The organism is Oceanobacillus sp. B139/18 (assembly GCF_055524595.1).
Window position 1 is genome coordinate 46,070 of the sequence record NZ_JBVFXI010000002.1, and the last position, 20,048, is coordinate 66,117.

General features: G+C 39.5%; 22 protein-coding genes. 8 read left to right on the forward strand and 14 right to left on the reverse strand.

All coding sequences use genetic code 11. The annotated features are described in order from the left end of the window. Nucleotides 1-53: 53 nt before the first annotated feature. From ACZSMY_RS07615 to ACZSMY_RS07625, 3 genes are all read right to left on the reverse strand, one after another. Nucleotides 54-965: an RluA family pseudouridine synthase gene (locus ACZSMY_RS07615; protein ID WP_042533369.1), complete on the reverse strand. Its 912-nt coding sequence runs from the start codon at nucleotides 963-965 to the stop codon at nucleotides 54-56. A gap of 85 nt (nucleotides 966-1,050) precedes the next feature. Continuing rightward, nucleotides 1,051-1,281, reverse strand: coding sequence for an excisionase family DNA-binding protein (locus ACZSMY_RS07620; protein WP_042533367.1), 231 nt, complete (start codon nucleotides 1,279-1,281; stop codon nucleotides 1,051-1,053). Then, nucleotides 1,282-1,569, reverse strand: a complete 288-nt coding sequence (locus ACZSMY_RS07625) for a GNAT family N-acetyltransferase (RefSeq protein WP_042533365.1) — start codon at nucleotides 1,567-1,569, stop codon at nucleotides 1,282-1,284. Between the two features lie 170 nt (nucleotides 1,570-1,739). Between ACZSMY_RS07625 and ACZSMY_RS07630 the strand changes: the two genes are divergently transcribed. Then, on the forward strand, nucleotides 1,740-2,612 hold the full coding sequence (locus ACZSMY_RS07630; protein WP_042533363.1) for a GNAT family N-acetyltransferase: 873 nt from the start codon (nucleotides 1,740-1,742) through the stop codon (nucleotides 2,610-2,612). 56 nt (nucleotides 2,613-2,668) lie between these two features. Here ACZSMY_RS07630 and ACZSMY_RS07635 read toward each other — a convergent pair whose 3' ends face one another. Both ACZSMY_RS07635 and ACZSMY_RS07640 read right to left on the reverse strand, forming a co-directional pair. After that, nucleotides 2,669-3,199: a thermonuclease family protein gene (locus ACZSMY_RS07635; RefSeq protein WP_052485027.1), complete on the reverse strand. Its 531-nt coding sequence runs from the start codon at nucleotides 3,197-3,199 to the stop codon at nucleotides 2,669-2,671. Between the two features lie 47 nt (nucleotides 3,200-3,246). Beyond that, nucleotides 3,247-4,200 carry a D-2-hydroxyacid dehydrogenase gene (locus tag ACZSMY_RS07640; protein ID WP_042533361.1) on the reverse strand — a complete coding sequence of 318 codons (954 nt, stop codon included), beginning with the start codon at nucleotides 4,198-4,200 and terminating at the stop codon, nucleotides 3,247-3,249. A gap of 215 nt (nucleotides 4,201-4,415) precedes the next feature. Here ACZSMY_RS07640 and ACZSMY_RS07645 point away from each other — a divergent pair, with 215 nt between their 5' ends. Next, entirely contained in the window at nucleotides 4,416-5,285 is an 870-nt protein-coding gene (locus ACZSMY_RS07645) for an ATP-binding protein (protein ID WP_175297044.1), read from the forward strand. A 21-nt stretch (nucleotides 5,286-5,306) separates the two neighbouring features. After that, nucleotides 5,307-7,220, forward strand: coding sequence for a vWA domain-containing protein (locus tag ACZSMY_RS07650; protein WP_341172847.1), 1,914 nt, complete (start codon nucleotides 5,307-5,309; stop codon nucleotides 7,218-7,220). A gap of 442 nt (nucleotides 7,221-7,662) precedes the next feature. Here ACZSMY_RS07650 and ACZSMY_RS07655 read toward each other — a convergent pair whose 3' ends face one another. Then, nucleotides 7,663-8,691: a PTS sugar transporter subunit IIC gene (locus tag ACZSMY_RS07655; RefSeq protein ID WP_193065114.1), complete on the reverse strand. Its 1,029-nt coding sequence runs from the start codon at nucleotides 8,689-8,691 to the stop codon at nucleotides 7,663-7,665. A gap of 217 nt (nucleotides 8,692-8,908) precedes the next feature. Here ACZSMY_RS07655 and ACZSMY_RS07660 point away from each other — a divergent pair, with 217 nt between their 5' ends. Genes ACZSMY_RS07660 through ACZSMY_RS07670 form a run of 3 tightly spaced genes read left to right on the forward strand, consistent with a single transcriptional unit; the run spans nucleotide 8,909 to nucleotide 12,977 of the window. Continuing rightward, nucleotides 8,909-9,655 carry a DeoR/GlpR family DNA-binding transcription regulator gene (locus tag ACZSMY_RS07660; RefSeq protein ID WP_042533356.1) on the forward strand — a complete coding sequence of 249 codons (747 nt, stop codon included), beginning with the start codon at nucleotides 8,909-8,911 and terminating at the stop codon, nucleotides 9,653-9,655. After that, nucleotides 9,656-10,567, forward strand: coding sequence for a 1-phosphofructokinase (gene pfkB, locus ACZSMY_RS07665; protein WP_042533354.1), 912 nt, complete (start codon nucleotides 9,656-9,658; stop codon nucleotides 10,565-10,567). It begins immediately after the preceding gene. A gap of 25 nt (nucleotides 10,568-10,592) precedes the next feature. Continuing rightward, on the forward strand, nucleotides 10,593-12,977 hold the full coding sequence (locus tag ACZSMY_RS07670; protein ID WP_439957454.1) for a PTS fructose transporter subunit IIABC: 2,385 nt from the start codon (nucleotides 10,593-10,595) through the stop codon (nucleotides 12,975-12,977). Between the two features lie 122 nt (nucleotides 12,978-13,099). On the opposite strand, the gene ACZSMY_RS07675 is transcribed toward ACZSMY_RS07670, so the two are convergent. Continuing rightward, nucleotides 13,100-13,315, reverse strand: a complete 216-nt coding sequence (locus ACZSMY_RS07675) for a DUF2187 family protein (protein ID WP_042533352.1) — start codon at nucleotides 13,313-13,315, stop codon at nucleotides 13,100-13,102. 156 nt (nucleotides 13,316-13,471) lie between these two features. Here ACZSMY_RS07675 and ACZSMY_RS07680 point away from each other — a divergent pair, with 156 nt between their 5' ends. Then, nucleotides 13,472-13,879 (forward strand): SLAP domain-containing protein, encoded by a 408-nt coding sequence (locus tag ACZSMY_RS07680; RefSeq protein WP_193065113.1) that lies wholly within the window; start codon nucleotides 13,472-13,474, stop codon nucleotides 13,877-13,879. Nucleotides 13,880-14,305: 426 nt separating this feature from the next. Further along, a complete protein-coding gene (locus ACZSMY_RS07685) occupies nucleotides 14,306-14,923 on the forward strand; it encodes a response regulator transcription factor (protein WP_226895178.1) in 618 nt (205 codons plus the stop codon). A gap of 132 nt (nucleotides 14,924-15,055) precedes the next feature. On the opposite strand, the gene ACZSMY_RS07690 is transcribed toward ACZSMY_RS07685, so the two are convergent. From ACZSMY_RS07690 to ACZSMY_RS07720, 7 genes are all read right to left on the reverse strand, one after another. Continuing rightward, on the reverse strand, nucleotides 15,056-15,310 hold the full coding sequence (locus ACZSMY_RS07690) for a spore coat protein (protein ID WP_042533348.1): 255 nt from the start codon (nucleotides 15,308-15,310) through the stop codon (nucleotides 15,056-15,058). Between the two features lie 15 nt (nucleotides 15,311-15,325). Further along, nucleotides 15,326-15,511: a hypothetical protein gene (locus tag ACZSMY_RS07695; RefSeq protein WP_042533346.1), complete on the reverse strand. Its 186-nt coding sequence runs from the start codon at nucleotides 15,509-15,511 to the stop codon at nucleotides 15,326-15,328. Nucleotides 15,512-15,616: 105 nt separating this feature from the next. Next, a complete protein-coding gene (locus tag ACZSMY_RS07700; protein WP_042533342.1) occupies nucleotides 15,617-16,150 on the reverse strand; it encodes an isochorismatase family protein in 534 nt (177 codons plus the stop codon). 327 nt (nucleotides 16,151-16,477) lie between these two features. Then, the gene (locus tag ACZSMY_RS07705) at nucleotides 16,478-17,020 is read right to left on the reverse strand and encodes a GNAT family N-acetyltransferase (RefSeq protein ID WP_042533340.1); all 543 of its coding nucleotides are present in this window, start codon (nucleotides 17,018-17,020) and stop codon (nucleotides 16,478-16,480) included. Between the two features lie 180 nt (nucleotides 17,021-17,200). Next, nucleotides 17,201-17,656 (reverse strand): GNAT family N-acetyltransferase, encoded by a 456-nt coding sequence (locus tag ACZSMY_RS07710; protein ID WP_042533338.1) that lies wholly within the window; start codon nucleotides 17,654-17,656, stop codon nucleotides 17,201-17,203. Nucleotides 17,657-17,761: 105 nt separating this feature from the next. Next, entirely contained in the window at nucleotides 17,762-19,690 is a 1,929-nt protein-coding gene (gene thrS, locus ACZSMY_RS07715) for a threonine--tRNA ligase (RefSeq protein ID WP_341172845.1), read from the reverse strand. Beyond that, on the reverse strand, nucleotides 19,680-19,841 hold the full coding sequence (locus ACZSMY_RS07720) for a hypothetical protein (RefSeq protein ID WP_341172844.1): 162 nt from the start codon (nucleotides 19,839-19,841) through the stop codon (nucleotides 19,680-19,682). The genes thrS and ACZSMY_RS07720 overlap by 11 nt, the downstream gene beginning before the upstream one ends. Nucleotides 19,842-20,048: the final 207 nt, after the last annotated feature.

The window sequence follows — 20,048 nt, forward strand, 5'->3', positions numbered from 1 at the left end:
TATGAAAAAAAAGCCATTATCCATGCACAATTGGATAATGGCTTTTATGATTACTATTTCGATTTATGATAGAAAGATTTAGGAACATCTGAACGGAAAAACATCAGTGTATTTGTTTTCGGATGGTAAAGTGCCAGCGCTTTTGCGTGCAGACCCAGCCGGCCAAGTATACGGCGATTTCCACCGCCATATTTCTTATCGCCTACTACCGGATGGCCGAGCTCCTGCATATGGACCCGGATTTGATTCTTTCTGCCCGTTTCCAGCTCTACCTCCAGCAATGAAAATTGTTGATTGGATTGAATAACCCGATAACGCGTCGCGGCCCGCTGCCCATCATTTTTAACTCGGCTGGAATACATTTTATGTGTCGGGCTTTCTTTTAACCAGGAAACGATATACCCTTTTTCTTTGGCGACCTTTCCTTCCACTAAAACAACATAGGTTCTTTCTTTCACGATATCCTTCCAATTATCCTGGAGTTTCCGTTTCACTTTTTCACTTTTTGCAAAAACCATTACTCCAGACGTTTCCTTGTCCAGTCGATGGACGACAAAGATACGGTTGGCAGGATCCTCCTGTTTTACATAATCCATCAGCTGATGAAAAGCAGTTTGTCTTCTCTCTTCCTTCGTCGCAATTGAAAGCAATCCTGCTTCTTTATCGATGACAATAATATCTTCATCCTCATAAACGATTGACATGCCAATAAAGACTTCCTGCTTCACCGCTTCTTTATTCTTTAATATTTTAACAACCTGTCCCTTTTCCAGCATGTAATTATGCTGCGTTTGAATGCGATCATTCACAGAAACCTGTCCTCTGGTTAAAATAGACTTTACGGAATTACGGCTGCGGTTCGCTAAAACCCCTCTCAGAAAAGAAAATAGTTCTCCCGGCTCCGTCACTTCGTAAGTCAAAAAAGGGGCAGCTTTTTTCGATCGGGGACGTTTTTTGTTTTTCATCTTAAATCTCCTTTGTTCTTACACACCGTATAGAATTTCATTTTTTACAAACCTTTTTCATTATATACACCCTTGGAAATAGAAGCTAATCCTCGTCCTTCACATCAATATCCTCTGGGATTGGTTCATCTAAGTATGCTTGAATGACCTTCCTATACTTCTCGACCTGTTCGAAATATGTTGTAAATTGTTCTTTATTGATTAAATAGTTTTCCCCATCATAAATCGCACGTATCTTCCCTTGTAAAACATAAGTACGCACAATGGATTCATCTATTGATAAATACGCTGCTGTTTCTTTGATTGTTAGATACATTTAAATAAATTGCTTTTGAAGGACGTCATGATACGCTTCATTTTTCTGCATTTGTTTTTTTGCAAACGGGCATAAAGGGATAATATATTTGTCGTTTTCTCGTGCATATAGAACAACTTGCTCCAGCAGCTGTTGAGCAATCCCCTGGCTTCGGAGTTCTTTTGCCACATACGTATGATCAATAACTAAACGGTTCGATCCTGATTGTACAAAAGTAATTTCTGCTTCCGGATCCTTGATATCCTCCCCAACGTAAAATTTTGTTTCTCCTTTATGAATGGTAGCCATGTTAGCCCTCCTAAATATCTACATTTCTTTCATTATACTCTTTCAAGTTTCTGGTCTCAAGACATTATTTTTGTAAGCGTTTTAAATATTAAGAAATTAAACTCTTTTTTTAAAATAGATTGCTGGACGAAACCAGATACTTCTTTCTACAATGAACATGAGGTGATTTTTTGAATACTTATATCCGACAATTATTACCATCCGATAAAATATTAATGGAAAATATGCAGACAGAAATAGAAGATGATTATATTATACGCATTTTTGAGATTTTATGTACTGGAAACCACGTACTTTTTGGACTTTTTTATAATAATCAATTAGTCAGCACAGCCGGCTATTCTGTTTTCGCATCCGCCTATGCCATGCTAGGCAGATTAAGAAGCGATATTCGTTATCAAGGAAATGGGTATTCCAATCGGATAACTAAATACGTGCTGGATCAGGCATTCCAAAACAAAGACGTGGAATGGGCAGGTGCAAACACACAAGCTCATAACGCTCCGGCACAAAAGGTATTGAACCGTATCGATTTGGAAAAGCAGACCGAATTTTATGGATGTACAGCAAAAACATTGGATGGCATATCAGGTGCAGAGGAAACTTGGCGGGAAATAACGCAGACAGATGAAAAACTGAAATTATTAAATACATACCATGTTCATGAAAATACGTTTTTTCCGCTTGAATGCTATTATCCTTTTCCAAGCTCGCCTAAGCTTTTTCAAGAAGATCAAATAAAGAGCTGGCGATTCTTTCAAGAGAATGGCCATCCTCCATTAATTACAAAGAAAAATATAAAAAAAGAGGTGTATCTTCACGCTATTTACCCATATAAAGATTTATTTCAGCGCAGAGGGTTATGGAATACTATTGCGAAAGCGCAGCATGCGTTACAAATACAGCATCCAGATAAGAAAGTCCATGTATGGATTGATATTCCCGCAGCCATTATCGACCAGCTGCCTAATGCTCATCCATTTGAATTAGATTCTCCATGGCTGCTCTATGGAATAGACAGAGAAGCGTGGGCAAACCTCTAAAAAAAGCAGGCGATGCATTTAAAAGATACATCGCCTGCTTTTAGCCTTCATGCTTTTTAATATTCGTGAAACCTGCTTTCTGCATAGCCGGGAATTGACCAGATATTTTCTCCATGTTCTTTTGCCTCTTCCTGCGCTTGCTCCAGCTCTTCTAAGTACTTTGTATTCGGCTCATACACAAAGCCGACCCTTGCATACCCTTCTTCGACTAATAACTGGTTAACATTATCACCATCTGCCCAGATATAGGCAAGCATCCGGTCGTAATCGTCTCTTTCAGGATTTCCTCTTTCTAACTCGACCGTTTCCCCTTCCGGCATCAGTTCTTTGGCAAAATCACTTGCTTCCTCGCCAAATGGCTGTACTTCCGTATCAGGCTTCACACTTTCTGGGGTATCAATCAAGAGTAAGCGGACCCGCTCTCTTGTTCCATCTTCCAGATGAACAATCACAGTATCACCATCAACGACCCGTTCCACAGTGACTAATTCTCTTCCTTCTGCCGGTTCATTGTCTTCTAAAAAATCCAGCAGCTCGCATCCTGTTAAAACAAACAGCGACGCGAACAGAATAAACAGCTTTTTCATTTCTTACATCCTTACCATTATCCATATTCTTTTTTTTGAATTATTTATTAATAACCACGTTCATGCTGGTATAGATTAATCGACGGCGCTTTCCCATCTAAATAGTTCTTTAAATTCGGAATAAAAATATCTTCAATCACACGCTGATTATAAAACTCCGTTGCTCCTGCGGTATGCGGTGTCAAAATAACATTTTCCATCTCCCAAAGCGGATTAGATGCTTCTAACGGTTCCTTTTCAAATACATCCAGCCCGGCACCGGCAATTTCATTATTCTCTAACGCCTCAATCAGCGCTTTCTCATCAACAATTGACCCTCGTCCGATATTGACAAAGAAAGCATCGTTTTTCATCTGTTTAAATTGCTCTGCGCCAATCAGACGATGGGTATCCTCTGTTAATGGCAAAGTAACAACTACATAATCACTTTGCGGAAGTACTTTATCTAATTGATGCGGCTGATACATTTCATCCACATTTTCTGCAGCTTTCCCTGAATGACGGACTCCAAGCACCTTCATCCCAAAGGCTTTTGCTATTTTAGCTGTTTCCTGTCCTATTTTCCCTGTGCCAAGCACTGCCATTGTCTTGTTATGGATTTCCCCGCGAAGTTTTGCGTGGTGCCATACTTTTTCCTGCTGCTGTCTGACATAAGTATGAATTAACCGTGTAAATCCTAGAATATACGCAAAAATTGTTTCGGAAATCGGATAGCTGTGCACCCCGTTTGCGCTTGTTAATTGAATGTTCTTTTCCACAATTTTATCTAAGTTTAACGAATCGACCCCTGCACTCCAGGATTGTACCCATTTCAGCTGATTGCTTTCCAGATAGGTACTTTCTTTATCCTTGCGCCAATTAACAAGGATTTCTGCTTGCTTCAGAATATCATCAGAAAGTTCTTTGCCTGTATGGATTTCCCAGTCTGGAGCAGCCTTTTTTATTTCTTCTACATACGTATCCTCCAGATTTAAATGAATTGCCATCGTCCTTTTTGCCATATATCCTCCTATCCGACACCATTCTCATAAACATCGATGGTACCTGTCTCTATATTCTTATCATTATCTTAGCAATTGCTCAGCCATATCGCAACGACTGCGCATTCTTTGTATTTTTCGAGAACAAGTAATACAATTGTGAACGGAGCCTATATCTATTTAAAGACATTGATAAAACGGAATCACAGCAATGGATTTCGAAAGGAGAAACAATAATGAATGCTATTCAATTACCTGAGGCAGTCCAAGAGCTGCTTGAAAATAATAAAAAAGAAGTAACGGATCGCGAGGAATTGATTCGTTCCGGCGGATACCTCCCGCCAAGCGATGATTTATTGATTGATGCCATTGTCGCATTAAGTATGGGTAAAAATATATTATTAAAAGGACCGACCGGCGCTGGGAAAACAAAATTTGCGGAAACCCTCTCCTCTCTTTTTCAGCGGCCGATGTACAGTGTAAACTGTTCCGTTGACTTAGATGCAGAAAGCTTGATGGGGTTCAAAACGCTTGCTTATGAAGAAGAAAAACAGACAATTGAATTTGTTCCGGGGCCAGTTACCAATGCAATGAAGCAGGGAACATTTCTTTATATTGATGAAATTAATATGGCTAAGCCGGAAACCTTGCCGTTGATTAATGGTGTTTTAGATTATCGCCGAACGATTACGAACCCTTTCACCAACGAGATTGTGACTGCTGCAGACGGGTTTGGCGTTATCGCGGCGATCAACGAAGGCTATATTGGAACAGTTCCTTTAAACGAAGCATTAAAAAACCGTTTCATTGTCATTGACGTACCTTATATTCAAGGAGAACAGCTGGAACAATTAATTACTGAATCGACCAAACTGACAGACAAACAGCTGATTGGGCGTTTTGTGACACTATCCAATGATTTGATCACAGCGGTAAGTCAAGGAAAATTGTCAGAGGATGCTGCTTCTATCCGCGCCCTGCTGGATGCTTGCGACCTCTCAACCTATCTTCCGCCTAAACGCGCTATTTTACGCAGTATTGTGGATAAGCTCGAAGAAGATCGTGAGAAAGCGTTTGTGGGGAATTTGGCAGACACGTTATTTTAATTAAAGAGGAGTAACTTTGATATGTACCGATTTCACCAAACAAAGGTTGACACCCATTTATTTATGCAATTGCAGGATTTAACGACTGTTTTGGCGAAGAATGAACAATTGCAATTCGAGTCCAGCTTTGGTTCCTTTATTGATATAACAGAAAACAAAGTAACCGCTGGCCGTTTTTGGGACCGTCTCCCGGCTGAAATGCAGGAAGCGGGCGCGAAATCAGATGTCATCCTGCGCACATTAGGCACCCTGCATCAGACCGATGTAAAAATCCTGCAGCAATTCAAAAAGGATTGGGAAGATTCCCTTCTTCCCAAATTCGCAATTCAGCTGATGACATTATTAGAAGACATTCGTTTAGAGGACGCAATCCGGAAAGAACGTCCGGGCACGAAGCGAAACTTTTCTTACAGGCGAGCGTATTTCCATCACTATTTCACGACCCAGCTGCAGTCCAATGTCACACGCAGCTATGCAACCGATGAAATATTTTGTATGATTTATTTATTGCTTTTTGCCAATCAGCCAGACCCGGGGTTTCCTCGTGTGGAGAAAGCACAGCTGGAGATGCTCGACAGTATAAAAGGGCATCTGTACAGCGTCTTTGAGACAAAGCATACACGTGATAATGTGGCGTTGACCGAACAAATCATGCGAAAAATGCAGCAAGCAGGCTATACAGATTCAATTCACGAATACTTCATCCTGCCAATCGGGCATGTCGAATCGTATGAAAAAAATACGCTGTTTGATGAATTAACACGTACCGATCCGTTAGTGAATGACGACCAGCAGGAAGAAACAAATGAAGAAAATGAATACTTCGATGAAACCTTCTCTACCTGGCATCGTGAAAATAAAAATGATGACCGCAAGCAAAACTTTCTGCAATTTGAGTTGGAGCAAGGCACAAAAACCTCGATGCTTGGCGGCGGTGCCCGGGAAACAGAAGACGGCGATCAAGCAATGGCTGCGATTCAAGGAACTTCCGGTCAGAGTAAACAAAATGACTATTCCGATAAGGAAACGCTGACCAAAGAAGAAAACACTTCTGAAAACAGTAGTGAATCAAGCTTTGGGAAAGAAAATGAACATGCACAGATGTTTACAGAGTATGCAGAGACTCCTACAGAGGATGAACAATTACAATACCGGCAGTTTGTAGAGGAAATTGATCCCTTTAAAAGAAAACTTGCCAAAACCATTCAATTAACGTTAGAGCATAAACAGGATACACCGAGAACAGATTTATTATTTGGCAGGCTCTCTAAAAAACTGCTTCCTATCTTTTTAGAGGATTCTCCACGTGTATTTTATAAAAAGGAACAGGAATCAAAAGAATTCGATGCGGTCTTCACCCTATTGATTGATTGCTCTGCCTCGATGGAGAACAAGATGGAAGAAACAAAACGCGGTGTGACCCTGTTTCATGAAGTGTTAAAAGAGCTGCGCATTCCGCATGAAATCATCGGTTTCTGGGAGGATGCCAATAAAGCGAGTGACAGCTACCAGCCGAATTATCTGCAATATATCCAGACTGTGGAGGATTCTTTGTATAAAGAGCAAGGAGCTAAAATTATGCAGCTGGAAGCACAAGAAGACAATCGAGATGGCTTCAGTATTCGTCATGTCACTAAAAAATTAATTCCCCGCAGCGAGAAAAATAAATTTCTGCTGATTTTTTCCGACGGACAGCCGGCAGCTTCCGGCTATGACCAGAATGGCATTGTGGATACGTATCAGGCTGTAGCCGATGCCCGCAAGCATCAGATTGATGTAGTTGGAATGTTTCTCGCAAACGGTCAGATTGAAGAAAACGATGATACAATGATGCAAAATATTTACGGGAAAGAACGCATCATGGTTCCAGATGTGAGCGCCCTGCCAGAGCATTTCACTCCGCTGCTCAAGCGTTTATTACTGAAAGCAATTTGATAAAACGAAACTTCACTCAGTGGGAGTCTTTCGACGCACAAATGTTTCCGATGGGGCGAGTAATCGCAAAAGCACTTCGATGGGACGAGTAATCGCAGTCCCAGTCCCAGGATGTGCTAGTGCAGATGTTGCGACAAATGTTTTCGGTGGGGTGAGTAATCGCAACCCCAGGACGTCGCGAACTTAGTCTGCTTCCTTAATTCTCCCACTGAGTGTTAGCTGAGTGATTCAGGGAGTTAGCGTCCGTTATCTCCCGCCTAAATAAATTTATTTTTACGCTTTATTTTGAGGCGGGAGTTTTACGGACGGTTCTCCGTGATAAAGTGTTTTTTCCCCATACAAAAGGCGAGCATTTTTCGGAAATGCTCGCCTTTTATGATTAAATGCAAATATATACTATTTTTCTGAATTTTATTTCCAAACCAATATAACCTGGATAGCTTTATTGAACTTCCATGTGCAGATCGCCTGTTTTTGCCCAGCCTTTCATCTGCAGTGCCTTGTAAGTCATTACAGAAATAATTGCCGGCGTAATCACACCAACTACAATATACATGACTAAAACGCCCGCACCTTGGTTGGCTAAAATATTTAATGGCGCAATAAACGAGTTTAATCCTAAACCGGCTAGCTCATAGGGTACTTCAAAATCAAATATTAAAATAGCAATGGGTGCACAGATAATCGATGATGCAAACGGTCCGATAACTAAGCGCGGATTCTTCACAATATTTGGGACCTGCACTTTCGGCGTTAAGAAGAATTGTGCAATATTTGCACCTAAATTGTTTTGTTTGACCGACATGGCAGTGAACCCTACAAATTGAGCTGTGCAACCAATCAATGCCGCAGCACTTGATACGGGATCAAGCTGTAGTGCAATGGCTATAGCCGCGGAAGATGCCGGCGACATTAAAAAGATACTCCAAATTAATGAAATAACAATCGCTGAAATAAACGGAGACCCTGTAGTAGAGCTTGCGATGATTGCACTGATTTTCTCAAGTAATGGGGTTGTCACGGCCGCTAAACCAACACCTGCAACTCCCCCTACAAAAATAGAACAAAACGGAATTGCCATCATATCAAGCGATGTTTTCCCTGTTACACGCTTTCCGACCCAGGTAGCAATAACAGCAGCCAGTACTGCGCTGATAGGCTGTCCTGTAATAAGCGTCCAGCTTCCGTCAGCCGTCATAGATAAAGCATTCGCGCCAACCGTACTGGAAGCCATCGCTCCAAAAATAACTAATGTATTTCCCCCAAGCTGATAGGCTATTCCAGCTCCAATCGCCGGCGCCAGCATCAGCTGAGCTGCATTACCAATCAATAGAAAACCTTCCCACCCTGTAAATGTTCCGATTGTTTCAATCAACAATCCGATACCAAGCGTCACTAAGACGGCGTTCGCCAATCCTTGTGATGCTTTGTACATTCGATCAATTATGTATTTCTTTGTTGACTCTTTCACTTTTCGTACCTCCTAATAATTCACTTAAATTCCTTTTCTTTAAATTAGTGGGAAATGTTATTTAATTCTAAACAGAAAGTGCTATTTATCATAAACCCATTTCTTTTTTGCGTCAATAATTATTTTTTTCTGAATGTTTATCTTTTCGATGAAAATGAACGTTTTTGGTTGTTTCCGACTGAATTTAATGATATTCTATCATTAAGAGGTGAAAGTAATGCTGACAGATGAACGCCATCAATTTATTTTACATCGTCTAAATGAAAGCGGTGTAGTTAAGTCTGTAGATTTAATCGAGAGACTTAACTGCTCTGAGTCCACTATACGTAGGGATCTTGCTCATCTAGAAGAAAAAGGGCTCCTGCTCCGCATCCACGGCGGAGCAAAATTGAACGCTACATTTGGAGCGGAATTGACCTATCAGGAGAAAACAGTCAAAAACAGTCAACAAAAGAAAAATATAGGAAGGCATGCTGCCTCCCTTTTAGAAGAGAATGATGTGATTTATTTAGATGCAGGGACGACAACACTGGAGATGATACCGCATCTTGCTAATTTGTCGATTACCGTTGTAACAAACGGTATTGCCCATGCTTCGATGCTTGCAGACAGACAAATTGAAGCCTATCTCGTAGGCGGTAAATTAAAGCATTCCACAAAAGCAATGGTGGGCGCGCCAAGTCAACATTCTTTAATGAATTATCAATTCACTAAAGCCTTTCTCGGCGTAGACAGCATTGATATGACATATGGCTGTACCACGCCGGATCCGGAGGAAGCAACAATGAAACAGCTTGCTATTGAAAGAGCTTCAGACACATATTTTCTTGCAGATGACAGCAAATGGAACAAAGTCAGTTTCGCAAAAATATGTAATTTCTCGGATGTAACGTTTATTACGGATAAAATATCAACGATTCACCAACCCTATTTAAATCACACAACTATTTTGGAGGTAGATTAGATGATCTATACAATCACTTTAAATCCATCGATTGACTATATTGTTCCGGTCGACAAATTGGATTTAGGCGGGCTGAGTTATATGAATAATGATTATAAGCTCCCCGGCGGAAAAGGCATCAATGTATCACGAATTTTAAAGGCACTCAGGGCAGACGCTGTTGCTCTTGGATTTGTCGGAGGCTTTACCGGAAAATTTATTGAAGATGCTTTAGATGAATTAGATGTTCGGACAAACTTTGTTAATATCCAGGAAGATACCCGCATCAATATTAAGCTGAAAGCTGATCAGGAAACCGAAATAAATGGACGCGGTCCTGCTTTATCGGATGAAGAAGTGGCAAGGTTCCTGAAGCAATTTGAAGAAGTGAAGGATGGAGATACGGTAATTTTATCCGGAAGCAAGCCCCCCTCCCTTCCAGACAACTTCTATGAGCAATTAATCCAAAGAGCAACCGATCAAGGTGCTGCGTTTGCGATTGATACAACAGGTGCTGCCCTTGAAGCATCCTTGAGCTACCAGCCGTTATTAGTGAAGCCGAATATTCATGAGCTGGAAGCATTATTTGATGTGAAGCTGCAAACAGATGAAGAAGTCATCGCTTACGGGAAAAAGCTCTTAGAAAGAGGGGCAAAACACGTGATTATTTCCATGGGTGGAGATGGTGCATTACTTATCACGAAACAGGGAAACTATAAAGCAAAAGCACCAAAAGGAAAGCTGATTAACTCCGTAGGTGCCGGCGACTCCATGGTTGCAGGATTTATCAGCTCCTTCTTAAAATCGGGAGATCCGGCCGAATCATTTAAAACAGCAGTTGCTTCTGGCAGCGCTACTGCTTTTTCAGAAGACCTGGCTACTGCAGAAGCCATTGAAAAGCTGCGTTCCCAAATCCAAGTAGAAACCATTTAATTTTTAAATAGAAAGGATGAGAAACATGCAGGTAACCGATTTATTAAAAAAAGATGTTATGATTTTAAACCTTCAAGGCACATCGAAAGAAGCTGTCATTGATGAAATGATTTCAAGTCTTTATAAAAATGGCATTATAACAGAACAAGCATCATTTAAAGAAGCTATCCTGGCTCGCGAAGACCAATCCTCCACCGGCCTCGGTGACGGAATCGCCATGCCACATGCGAAAACAGCAGCTGTAACTGAACCTACTGTCTTATTCGCTAAAAGTGAAGCAGGAATCGATTATGATTCCTTAGATGGACAGCCTGCACACCTCTTCTTTATGATTGCTGTTCCTGATGATGGAAGTGATACGCATCTGCAAACCATCGCAGCGCTATCCCGTCTTTTAATGGAACCGGATTTTACAGGTAAATTAAAAGAAGCAGGCACTCCAGATGAAGTACAAGCGCTTTTTGCAGAAGCAACCGAAGAAAACGATGCTCCGGAAGATGAAGCAGCGGAAGATAAAAACGAAGAGATGAATGTCACCGACCTATTGAAAAAAGACGTCATGCTCTTAGACCTTCAAGCTTCATCCAAAGAAGCAGCAATAGATGAAATGATTGCAAACCTTTATAAGCATAATGTTTTAACAGAGCAGGCATCTTTTAAAGAAGCTATATTGGCTCGTGAAGAACAGTCCTCTACCGGGTTAGGCGACGGTATTGCAATGCCGCATGCAAAGACAAAAGCAGTAACCGAACCTACTGTTCTATTTGCTAAAAGTAAAATTGGAGTAGATTATAATTCCTTAGACGGACAGCCTGCACACCTTTTCTTTATGATTGCTGTCCCTGAAGGCGGAAACGATACGCACTTACAAACACTGGCTGCTCTTTCCAAACTGTTGATGGAACCTGTCTTTGTAGCAAAACTGAAAGAAGCATCTACTCCGGATGAAGTGCAGCAGCTGTTCCTTGATGCAACACAAGAGGATACAACAGAGGAAAAAGCAGAGGCGCCCGAATCAGGCAGTTCTGCCAGCAGTGATGAAAAACCTTTCGTCGTAGCAGTAACCGCTTGTCCTACTGGTATTGCCCATACCTATATGGCAGAGGATGCTCTCAAGAAAAAAGCAAAAGAAATGAATGTAGACATCAAAGTAGAAACAAATGGTTCAGACGGTACGAAAAACCATTTAACAAACGAAGACATTGAGCGTGCTTCCGGCGTTATCATTGCTGCCAGCAAAAAAGTGGAAATGGCCCGCTTTGATGGCAAGCACGTTGTTGAGCGACCGGTTGTAGACGGCATTAAAAAAGCAGAGGAACTTATTACCAAAGCATCGGCGCAAGATGCTCCCATTTATCGTGACTCCGGGGAAAAATCTGAAGAAGACGGCGAATATGAAAAACAATCCGCCTGGGGTAAGATTTATAAGGATTTAATGAACGGGATTTCCCATATGCTTCCATTTGTTATTGGTGGCGGGATTTTAATGGCTATTTCCTTCTTGTTTGAAAGTTTCTTAGGAAGTGAATCAGAATTCTTCTTATTCTTTAACAGCGTAGGAGGTACAGCATTTAATTTCTTAATCCCAATTCTTGCTGGTTATATCGCCATGAGTATCGGCGACAGACCTGGTTTAATGCCTGGTATTGTAGCTGGTATGATGGCAGTACAGAGTGACGCCGGTTTTATCGGCGGTCTTATCGGTGGTTTTGTAGCTGGTTACTTGGTGGTATTAATCAAACACTTATTAAAAGATCTGCCACAGTCTTTAGCAAGTCTTAAACCAATTTTATTATATCCTGTGCTCGGGTTACTTGCCACGGGAACAGCAATGTACTTTGCAATTGGACCAGTTTTTTCTAAGCTAAATAGTTTCATCCTTAGTTTCCTTGAAGGTATGGGAACAGGAAATATTGTTATACTCGGTATCCTTCTTGGCGGCATGATGGCTATCGATATGGGTGGGCCATTTAATAAAGCTGCTTATACTTTCTCTATCGGAATCTTTAATGATACAGGAGATGGAGCATTTATGGCAGCTGCCATGATTGGTGGTATGGTTCCTCCATTAGCAATCGCTCTGGCAACAACGTTCTTTAAAAATAAATTCACCCCAGATGAGCGTAAATCTGGAACAGCGAATTATATAATGGGGCTATCCTTTGTTACAGAAGGCGCTATTCCATTCGCAGCTGCTGATCCATTACGCGTGATTACCTCATCTGTTATCGGTGCTGCAATCGCTGGAGGATTGACTCAATTCTTCCATAGTACCATTCCAGCACCACATGGCGGTATTTTCGTTGTTTTCTTAGGTAATGCATGGTGGTTCTTCTTACTATCATTACTTATTGGTACAGTTATCTCAGCGTTAATACTTGGTATATGGAAAAAACCAGTTTCCAAATAAGAAAGAATCCATACCTGGATTTTCAAGGGGCGAGTTCGACAAATGTTGAACTTGCCTCTTTTTCTAATATATAAAAAAGCTCTGGCATCATTGCGATGCCAGAGCTTTTTATTATATCGAAACTATTTTCTCTTGTAATTTTTATGGTTAACTACGGTTTTGATCGGTTCCCCTGTAGATGGGTGATTTCCGATACGGACAATAACTGAATTCTCGCGGATAATAAGCACTTCTGCTTTCTTACCTTTATATTCACCGCGAACAATACTAATCGTTTCACCGACCTCAGCAATATCCTCCTGCTTCACCGGTTCTTGTTCTAAATTTTCTTCTTCCATGTTATAACCTCCCTGTATCAATAGCGAACTAGTAATTTACCTCATTCATCGTACCACAAGTGTATAAGGAATTATATTTTTTTTCAAAAGAAACGCTAAAAATTTATTTCTACGCTCGAATCTTATATAATCAAGGTATCTTAAGGAGGATTTGTTATGAACCTTGTTTTTGACCCTAAATGGGATAAAGCGCTTCCCGATACAGACCGTCTTAAAATTGAACAAACGTTTCAAAAATTCGTATTGCCGAATACTGCCGGTAAACAAATAACATTTACCCCTTTATGGCAAGCAAGAAATCACCGGTCTGATTTATTGGTTACTGTTTTAATAAATAATTATAGCGGCCAAGCGTATTCCTTTGGAGACACCACACTAAAATACGTAGAAGACAACGCAGTAAAAGCCGAAAAGACATTCACTTTAGAAAGAGTTTATGTGCCTCCAGACTCTAGCATGCCCTGGACATTTATTTTTCCGGAATCCAGCTTTATAAACAGCTCTATTAACTTACATGGCAGCTTAATTTGTCACAACTTAAACGACCTTGATCCTCCTGATTGATTATGACGGATAATGGCTAATTATGATGAAAAATAACCGTCATTATATTTACTGGTTAAATCTGGAACCGGAAAATAGATTAAAAAACGTACCCTTTGAACTAAGTTTCGTTTTATAATTAGTATATTACTTGGATATTCATGCATAGGTAGGTACTTTTTCTTTTTTAAACCGGGATTTAACTATCATTTTTTATTAAAAAACTATTACAAGATTTTAATTCATACAATCCTATGCTATATTTGAAGATAGGTTTCATCATGAACAAGTTGAAAATCCATATCCCTGCCCTTATAGTATTAAAAGCTCGAACAGATTAGTCGAAACCTGTAAGTCAGCTTCAAGAATCAACATCGCATAATTATTCATTTTATATTGACATCACGAAAATACTTGCTCAAATGACAGGAGAGGATAATATTGAGTATGACACCAACTTCGAATTCAACTTTGAATTTTATTGACGCATTTACGTTATCTGAAAAAACAAATTTAAATATTTCAATCCTATCTTTAAGAGATTTGGATGATTTTCAACTTGATTCATCAAATATACCGGATTTAATTATGATCCCAATTTATCAATACAACGATATTACACGCATTCTTGAACAGGAACAATTAAAGGATGTTAAAATTGCAATCATCCTGCCTAATTTGCATATGAAGGATATTATCCGATTGTATGAATTTGATATAGATGGATATTTTGTTAAAAATATGAGCCTGAATGAAATCATATCAGGAATCCGTTTTATCAATGAAGGATGCATTTATGTTTACCCCGAGTTAGCTAAAGCATTACACGATGAATTTTTAACTTTATCTTCTACGTTACAATCCCGTCCGGATGGTCTTCTTACCAAACGGGAATGGGATGTTTTACTTGAAATATCCAGAGGAAACAACAATGAAATTATTGCCAATAACTTAGAAATCTCTGATAAAACAGTGAAAAACCATGTAACCACCGTTTTACGTAAGTTAAATGTTAATGACCGGACGAATGCGATGCTGTTAGCGTATCGGAAAGGCTGGATCTAAAAAATAAAAAGTATAACTAAAACGAGAAGCCTATGAAATATATAGACTTCTCGTTTTTATAATGAATGGTTTGTAAAGCACTCAGGCATTCTAAAACTGCACTTTATGCTTTACACACTCTCTTTTCAGCTATTAGCTGCCCTGAGATAATTCTGTTTGCACTTGTTGTACTTCTTGAGGTGTTGCTGTTTGACCAGGCTGATAATAACCATGCTGCAATGCATATTGATATACTTTCAATTGGCGTGCTTCGTCCCGATTTCTTAGTTCTACAAATTTTTGGCGCAACGCAGGGTTATTCGATTCAGAAATATAACCGGCGTAACCTTTCAAACTTGCATTAAGACCGTTTAAATAATCATTTACCATCTCTTTATCCTGAAACATTTTCAAATCACCCTCCTACTGTAAAAATGACATTAATTGTTGTTGTGCATTACGAGCATCCTGCGCATCAAATTGCAGGATTGATTTAAACTCCGGATCTTGTGCCTGTTCAGCATATGCCTCCAGCTTATTCACAATCATCCCGTGCTCTCCAATAACCTTACGCAATGTTTCCAGTTCTGTTTGCGTTAATTGGTTCATCAGACAAACCCCTTTCCAAAAATTTATCAAGGTTATTATGCCCGGTGAACTCATTTATATGCCTTTGGATAGGTGCGATAAAGAAATTTTTACTGTTTTAATGCATCAAGTCTGTATCCAAAATTTATATTCTTCCATATCAAGTACTTCTATCGATCCTGACCAATGCAAAACAGTTCCAATAAAATCCGGAATATCTAAGTCTGACATCTCATATACTTCTCCATTATTTACGGTAGCAGTAGCATCCTCTACAAATACAACTTTGAAACCTCTATCATATGCAGCAATTGCTGTAAATAAACAACAAAATTCTGTGTTAAGGCCAATAATGACAAGCTCGTCCACTTTATATTTCTGACACTTTTCCAATAAATCTGTTTGGTAAAAAGCACTGGGAGTTTCTTTTTGAATTATTTCTGTAGCATATTTTTTAAAAGACGGATAAATCTCTGCACCTTTTCCCTCAATATAGAACGGATCTTCTCTATTTTCACTAGTATGTTGAATAAAAAAAACAGGAAAATTCTGATTTGAAAAATCCTTTAATACCGTCTCCATATTTTTTACACGTTGCCCTAGACTATATTGTTCATTAATCAGCTCTTTCTGCATATCAATTGCTAATACTGCCTTCAATGTAGCTCCCCCAATTGTATTTAAAATTTTTTAATTTATTGAATCAATATATACCATTAGAATCAGCTCTCTAATTTAAATTCCTGCTTTTTTGCCAAAAAAGAGTTTCCTTATATAGGAGAACTCTTTTCATCAGCTTATTTTTTAGTGCTTTTTATCTTTTCCGGATAAAAAGTTATTTGCTTCTTTTCATTTTAATAATACTTAATTTGACCTTGAAGCGTTCCAGTATATAATTCAAACTTATATTCATCAAAATTTGTAAAATAAAGAATGGTTTATTCCTTGAATATACATTTAAATCCCTCTATGTCGAAATTTCTTTTATTAAGCCTTTAATCTCAAAACATCGCTTGTCAGCTTCGGATCAAACCCGTAGATTTCTTTCTGCTTGTATGAATGGATTTCCTCATAAATAGTTATCATATAATCCAGTAATTGCTCATTTGTTTTCTCTTGTTCATCCCAGTACATAATATCCAATTCTATTTCTGTATGAGATACTAATGCCTGGAATCGATAAGAAATCCTTTCTGATACCTTAAAGCCTTCACGGAAATAAAAACGCAGGCGTTTCTCTGTATCTTCATCCCTTTCATCCACTGGCTCTACTTCCAAAATAATCGTTTTCCGTTTGTTTTTTAGCTGTTGAATCAACTTTTTACCTATTCCCTTTCCCCGAGCCCTTTCAGAAACCCATAAAAAGTCAACAAAAACAAAATCGGCATACTCCGCATACATCATAATATGTAAATCACTTTCATCCTTATGATAATGATTGGGCTTATCCACCAGTAAAGCTTTTAATTGCTCTTCTGCTTTCATTTCTTCCACTGGAAAATATCCGTTTAATCGTTGAAACCAATCCATTGTAAAACCTCCTGAAAAATTTTTTGCTTCCCTTTTTTATTTGCTGTCTCCAGTCACAGCTGACTATTTGACAGGAGAGATAGACACACGAATACAGCGTCAAGGCAATGAACGCTTTCCTTGATAAAAGGCCGATGATTTCATAGAATCATCAGCCTTAAAATCATACTTCGCATTCCTCTACTCTTCCATCAAAAGCACTGCTTCTTCTTCTACAAATTCACCTGTCCGCTGAAAGCCGCTATGTTCATATAATGTGATGGCAACATGATTTTCCTTCACGGTAGATGTACGTAACGCTTCTTTCGGATAATTCTTTTGGAAGTCTTCCATAAATTTCTTTAAAGAAGCTTTTCCATATCCTTTGCCTTGAAAATCCTTCGCAATCATAAACCGGTCCATCCACCATGAATCCTTATCATAAATATCACTTGCCGGATAATAGCATAACATGAGAAATCCGACCATTTCCTCCTCATGATAAATCGCATAAGGACGTTTCTCTTCCTTTTCATAAACTGCTTCCAAAACAGAATACCAATTAGGAGCTATAAAATCTTTTTGATTATCATTCACCTTTAATAATGAGCATTTTTTATAGTTCGAGCTGTCAACCTTCTTAAATGTAATTGTCATCCTCACTCATCTCCCTTAGTTATAGATGATACTTTCATTTTAAACGATAGGAAAAAGAATGGACAGTAATTACTCAAAGATATCTGGTTTAAAATTCCTGATGCTTCAAAATGATACGTGCTTTTCCGCAATTTCTTTTTCGAGTCGTTTCCGTACATCGCTCGCAGGTGAGCTCTGGCTTTGCTTTTCGCCATATTTCCGGACGTTTATCGCCTCGTTCTCTTCTTCCTCATCACCGACAACAAAAATATACGGTATTTTTTTCATCTGTGCCTCTCTTAATTTTAATCCCAGCTTTTCTTCCCGATAATCTGCTTCAATACGGATACCTGTTTCTTTGAAAGTATCCATTAATTGATTTGCATAGGAATGATGTGCAGAGGAAACTGGTAAAATAATGGCTTGAACAGGAGCCAGCCAAACTGGAAAAGCGCCTGCAAAGTGTTCAAGCAGAATACCAAAAAAGCGGTCGATGGATCCATAAATTGCCCGGTGGATAACAACAGGGCGCAGCTTTTCATTTTCTGCATTGACATAAGTTAAATCAAATTTTTCCGGCATTTGAAAATCAAGCTGTAATGTCGCACATTGATGGCTGCGTCCTAAGGCGTCTTTGATATGAAAATCAATTTTTGGGCCATAAAATGCGCCATCACCTTCATTTACTTGGTAAGGCAGCTCCATACGCTCTAACACATTTTCTAACGCCTGTTCTGAAGCCTCCCAAGCAGCATCCTCTCCCATAGATTTCTCTGGACGTGTAGATAATTCAACCGCATAGCTGAAGCCAAACACCCCATATATTTCATCAATTAAACGAATGGCTCTTTCCATTTCTGCCTCTACCTGATCTTCCCTTGCAAAAATATGGGCATCATCCTGACAGAAAGTGCGGACCCGGAGCAGTCCATTTAAAGCGCCGCTGTATTCATGACGATGGACTTGACCGAATTCCGACAGCCTGATTGGCAAATCACGATAAGAACGCAGCTTTTGCTTATAGATTAACATATGCCCCGGGCAATTCATCGGCTTTAATGCGAAATTGGTATGATCGACTTCCGAAAAATACATATTCTCCTGATAGTGATCCCAATGGCCTGACTCTTCCCAAAGCTGCTGGTTCATCAGAAGTGGTGTACGCACTTCCTGATAGCCTGCTTTTAATTGTGCTTCTCTGGAAAATTGTTCAAGCTCCTGGCGAATAATTTGACCATTCGGCAAATAGAACGGCATGCCAGGCGCTTCTTCAGAAAACATAAACAGATCCAGCTGCTTTCCTAATTTACGGTGATCTCTTTTTTCTGCTTCCTCTATAAAATGCAAATGTGCTTCTACATCTTTTTTCTTCGCAAAGGCAATGCCATAAATACGCTGCAGCATTTCGTTATTACTGTCGCCCCGCCAATATGCTCCTGCCAGCTTTATAAGATGAAATGCTTTAACATACCCAGTAGATGGTAAATGTGGACCTCTGCACAAATCAGAGAAATCTCCTTGTTCATAGATTGTGATTGCTTCATCAGCCGGGATACTTTCTAACAACTCTACCTTATAAGGCTGATGGTGTTTTTTGAAATAAGCTTTTGCTTCTTCCAAGGAGAGTTCATACGAATGAATTGAAAGATTTTCCTGAATAATCTTTTGCATCTCTTTTTCGATTTTCATCAAATCTGCCTGTGTAATGGATTCCTGACATTTCATATCATAATAGAACCCATGTTCAATCACCGGCCCAATACCAAACTGAACGTTTCCTTTTCCGTAAAGCCGCTCAACAGCCTGTGCTAAAATATGTGCTGCAGTATGCCGCATAACCTCCAGACCTTCGTCTGAATCCAGTGTTAACAATTCAATTGCACTCTCTTCGGAAATAGGATAACTTACATCTACCAGCTTCCCATTCACTTTTCCAGCAACAGCTTTCTTCGCTAAGCCTTTTGATATTTGTTCAGCGATTTCTTTTAAGAAAACTCCTTTTTCTACATCATCTTCTCTTCCATCCGGAAATCTAATTTTCACTTCATTTTTCATTTTCTTCATACTCCTTCTTCATTTTAGGCAAATAAAAAAGCATACACTTCCCTCTATACAAAGGGACGAATATACTTCTCCGCGGTTCCACCCAGATTCCCGCCAAGTGATTGGCAGCTTCATTTTGCAGTAACGTTGCATATGACGGCATCAGTTGTCACCCTGACGCAGCTCGGAGGTGGTAAATTACGCTTCTTGGTTAGAGAGCTCTCACCTTCTGCTCTCCTCTCTTTGAGCCTTCCAAGTAATTCATGTCCTCTTCTTCGCTTCTCTTGAATAAATTATAAAATATCATACTAAAGTTTTTTAATTTATGCAAGGGGAATTTTTTATTTGATAATTACACTTATAATGTGTG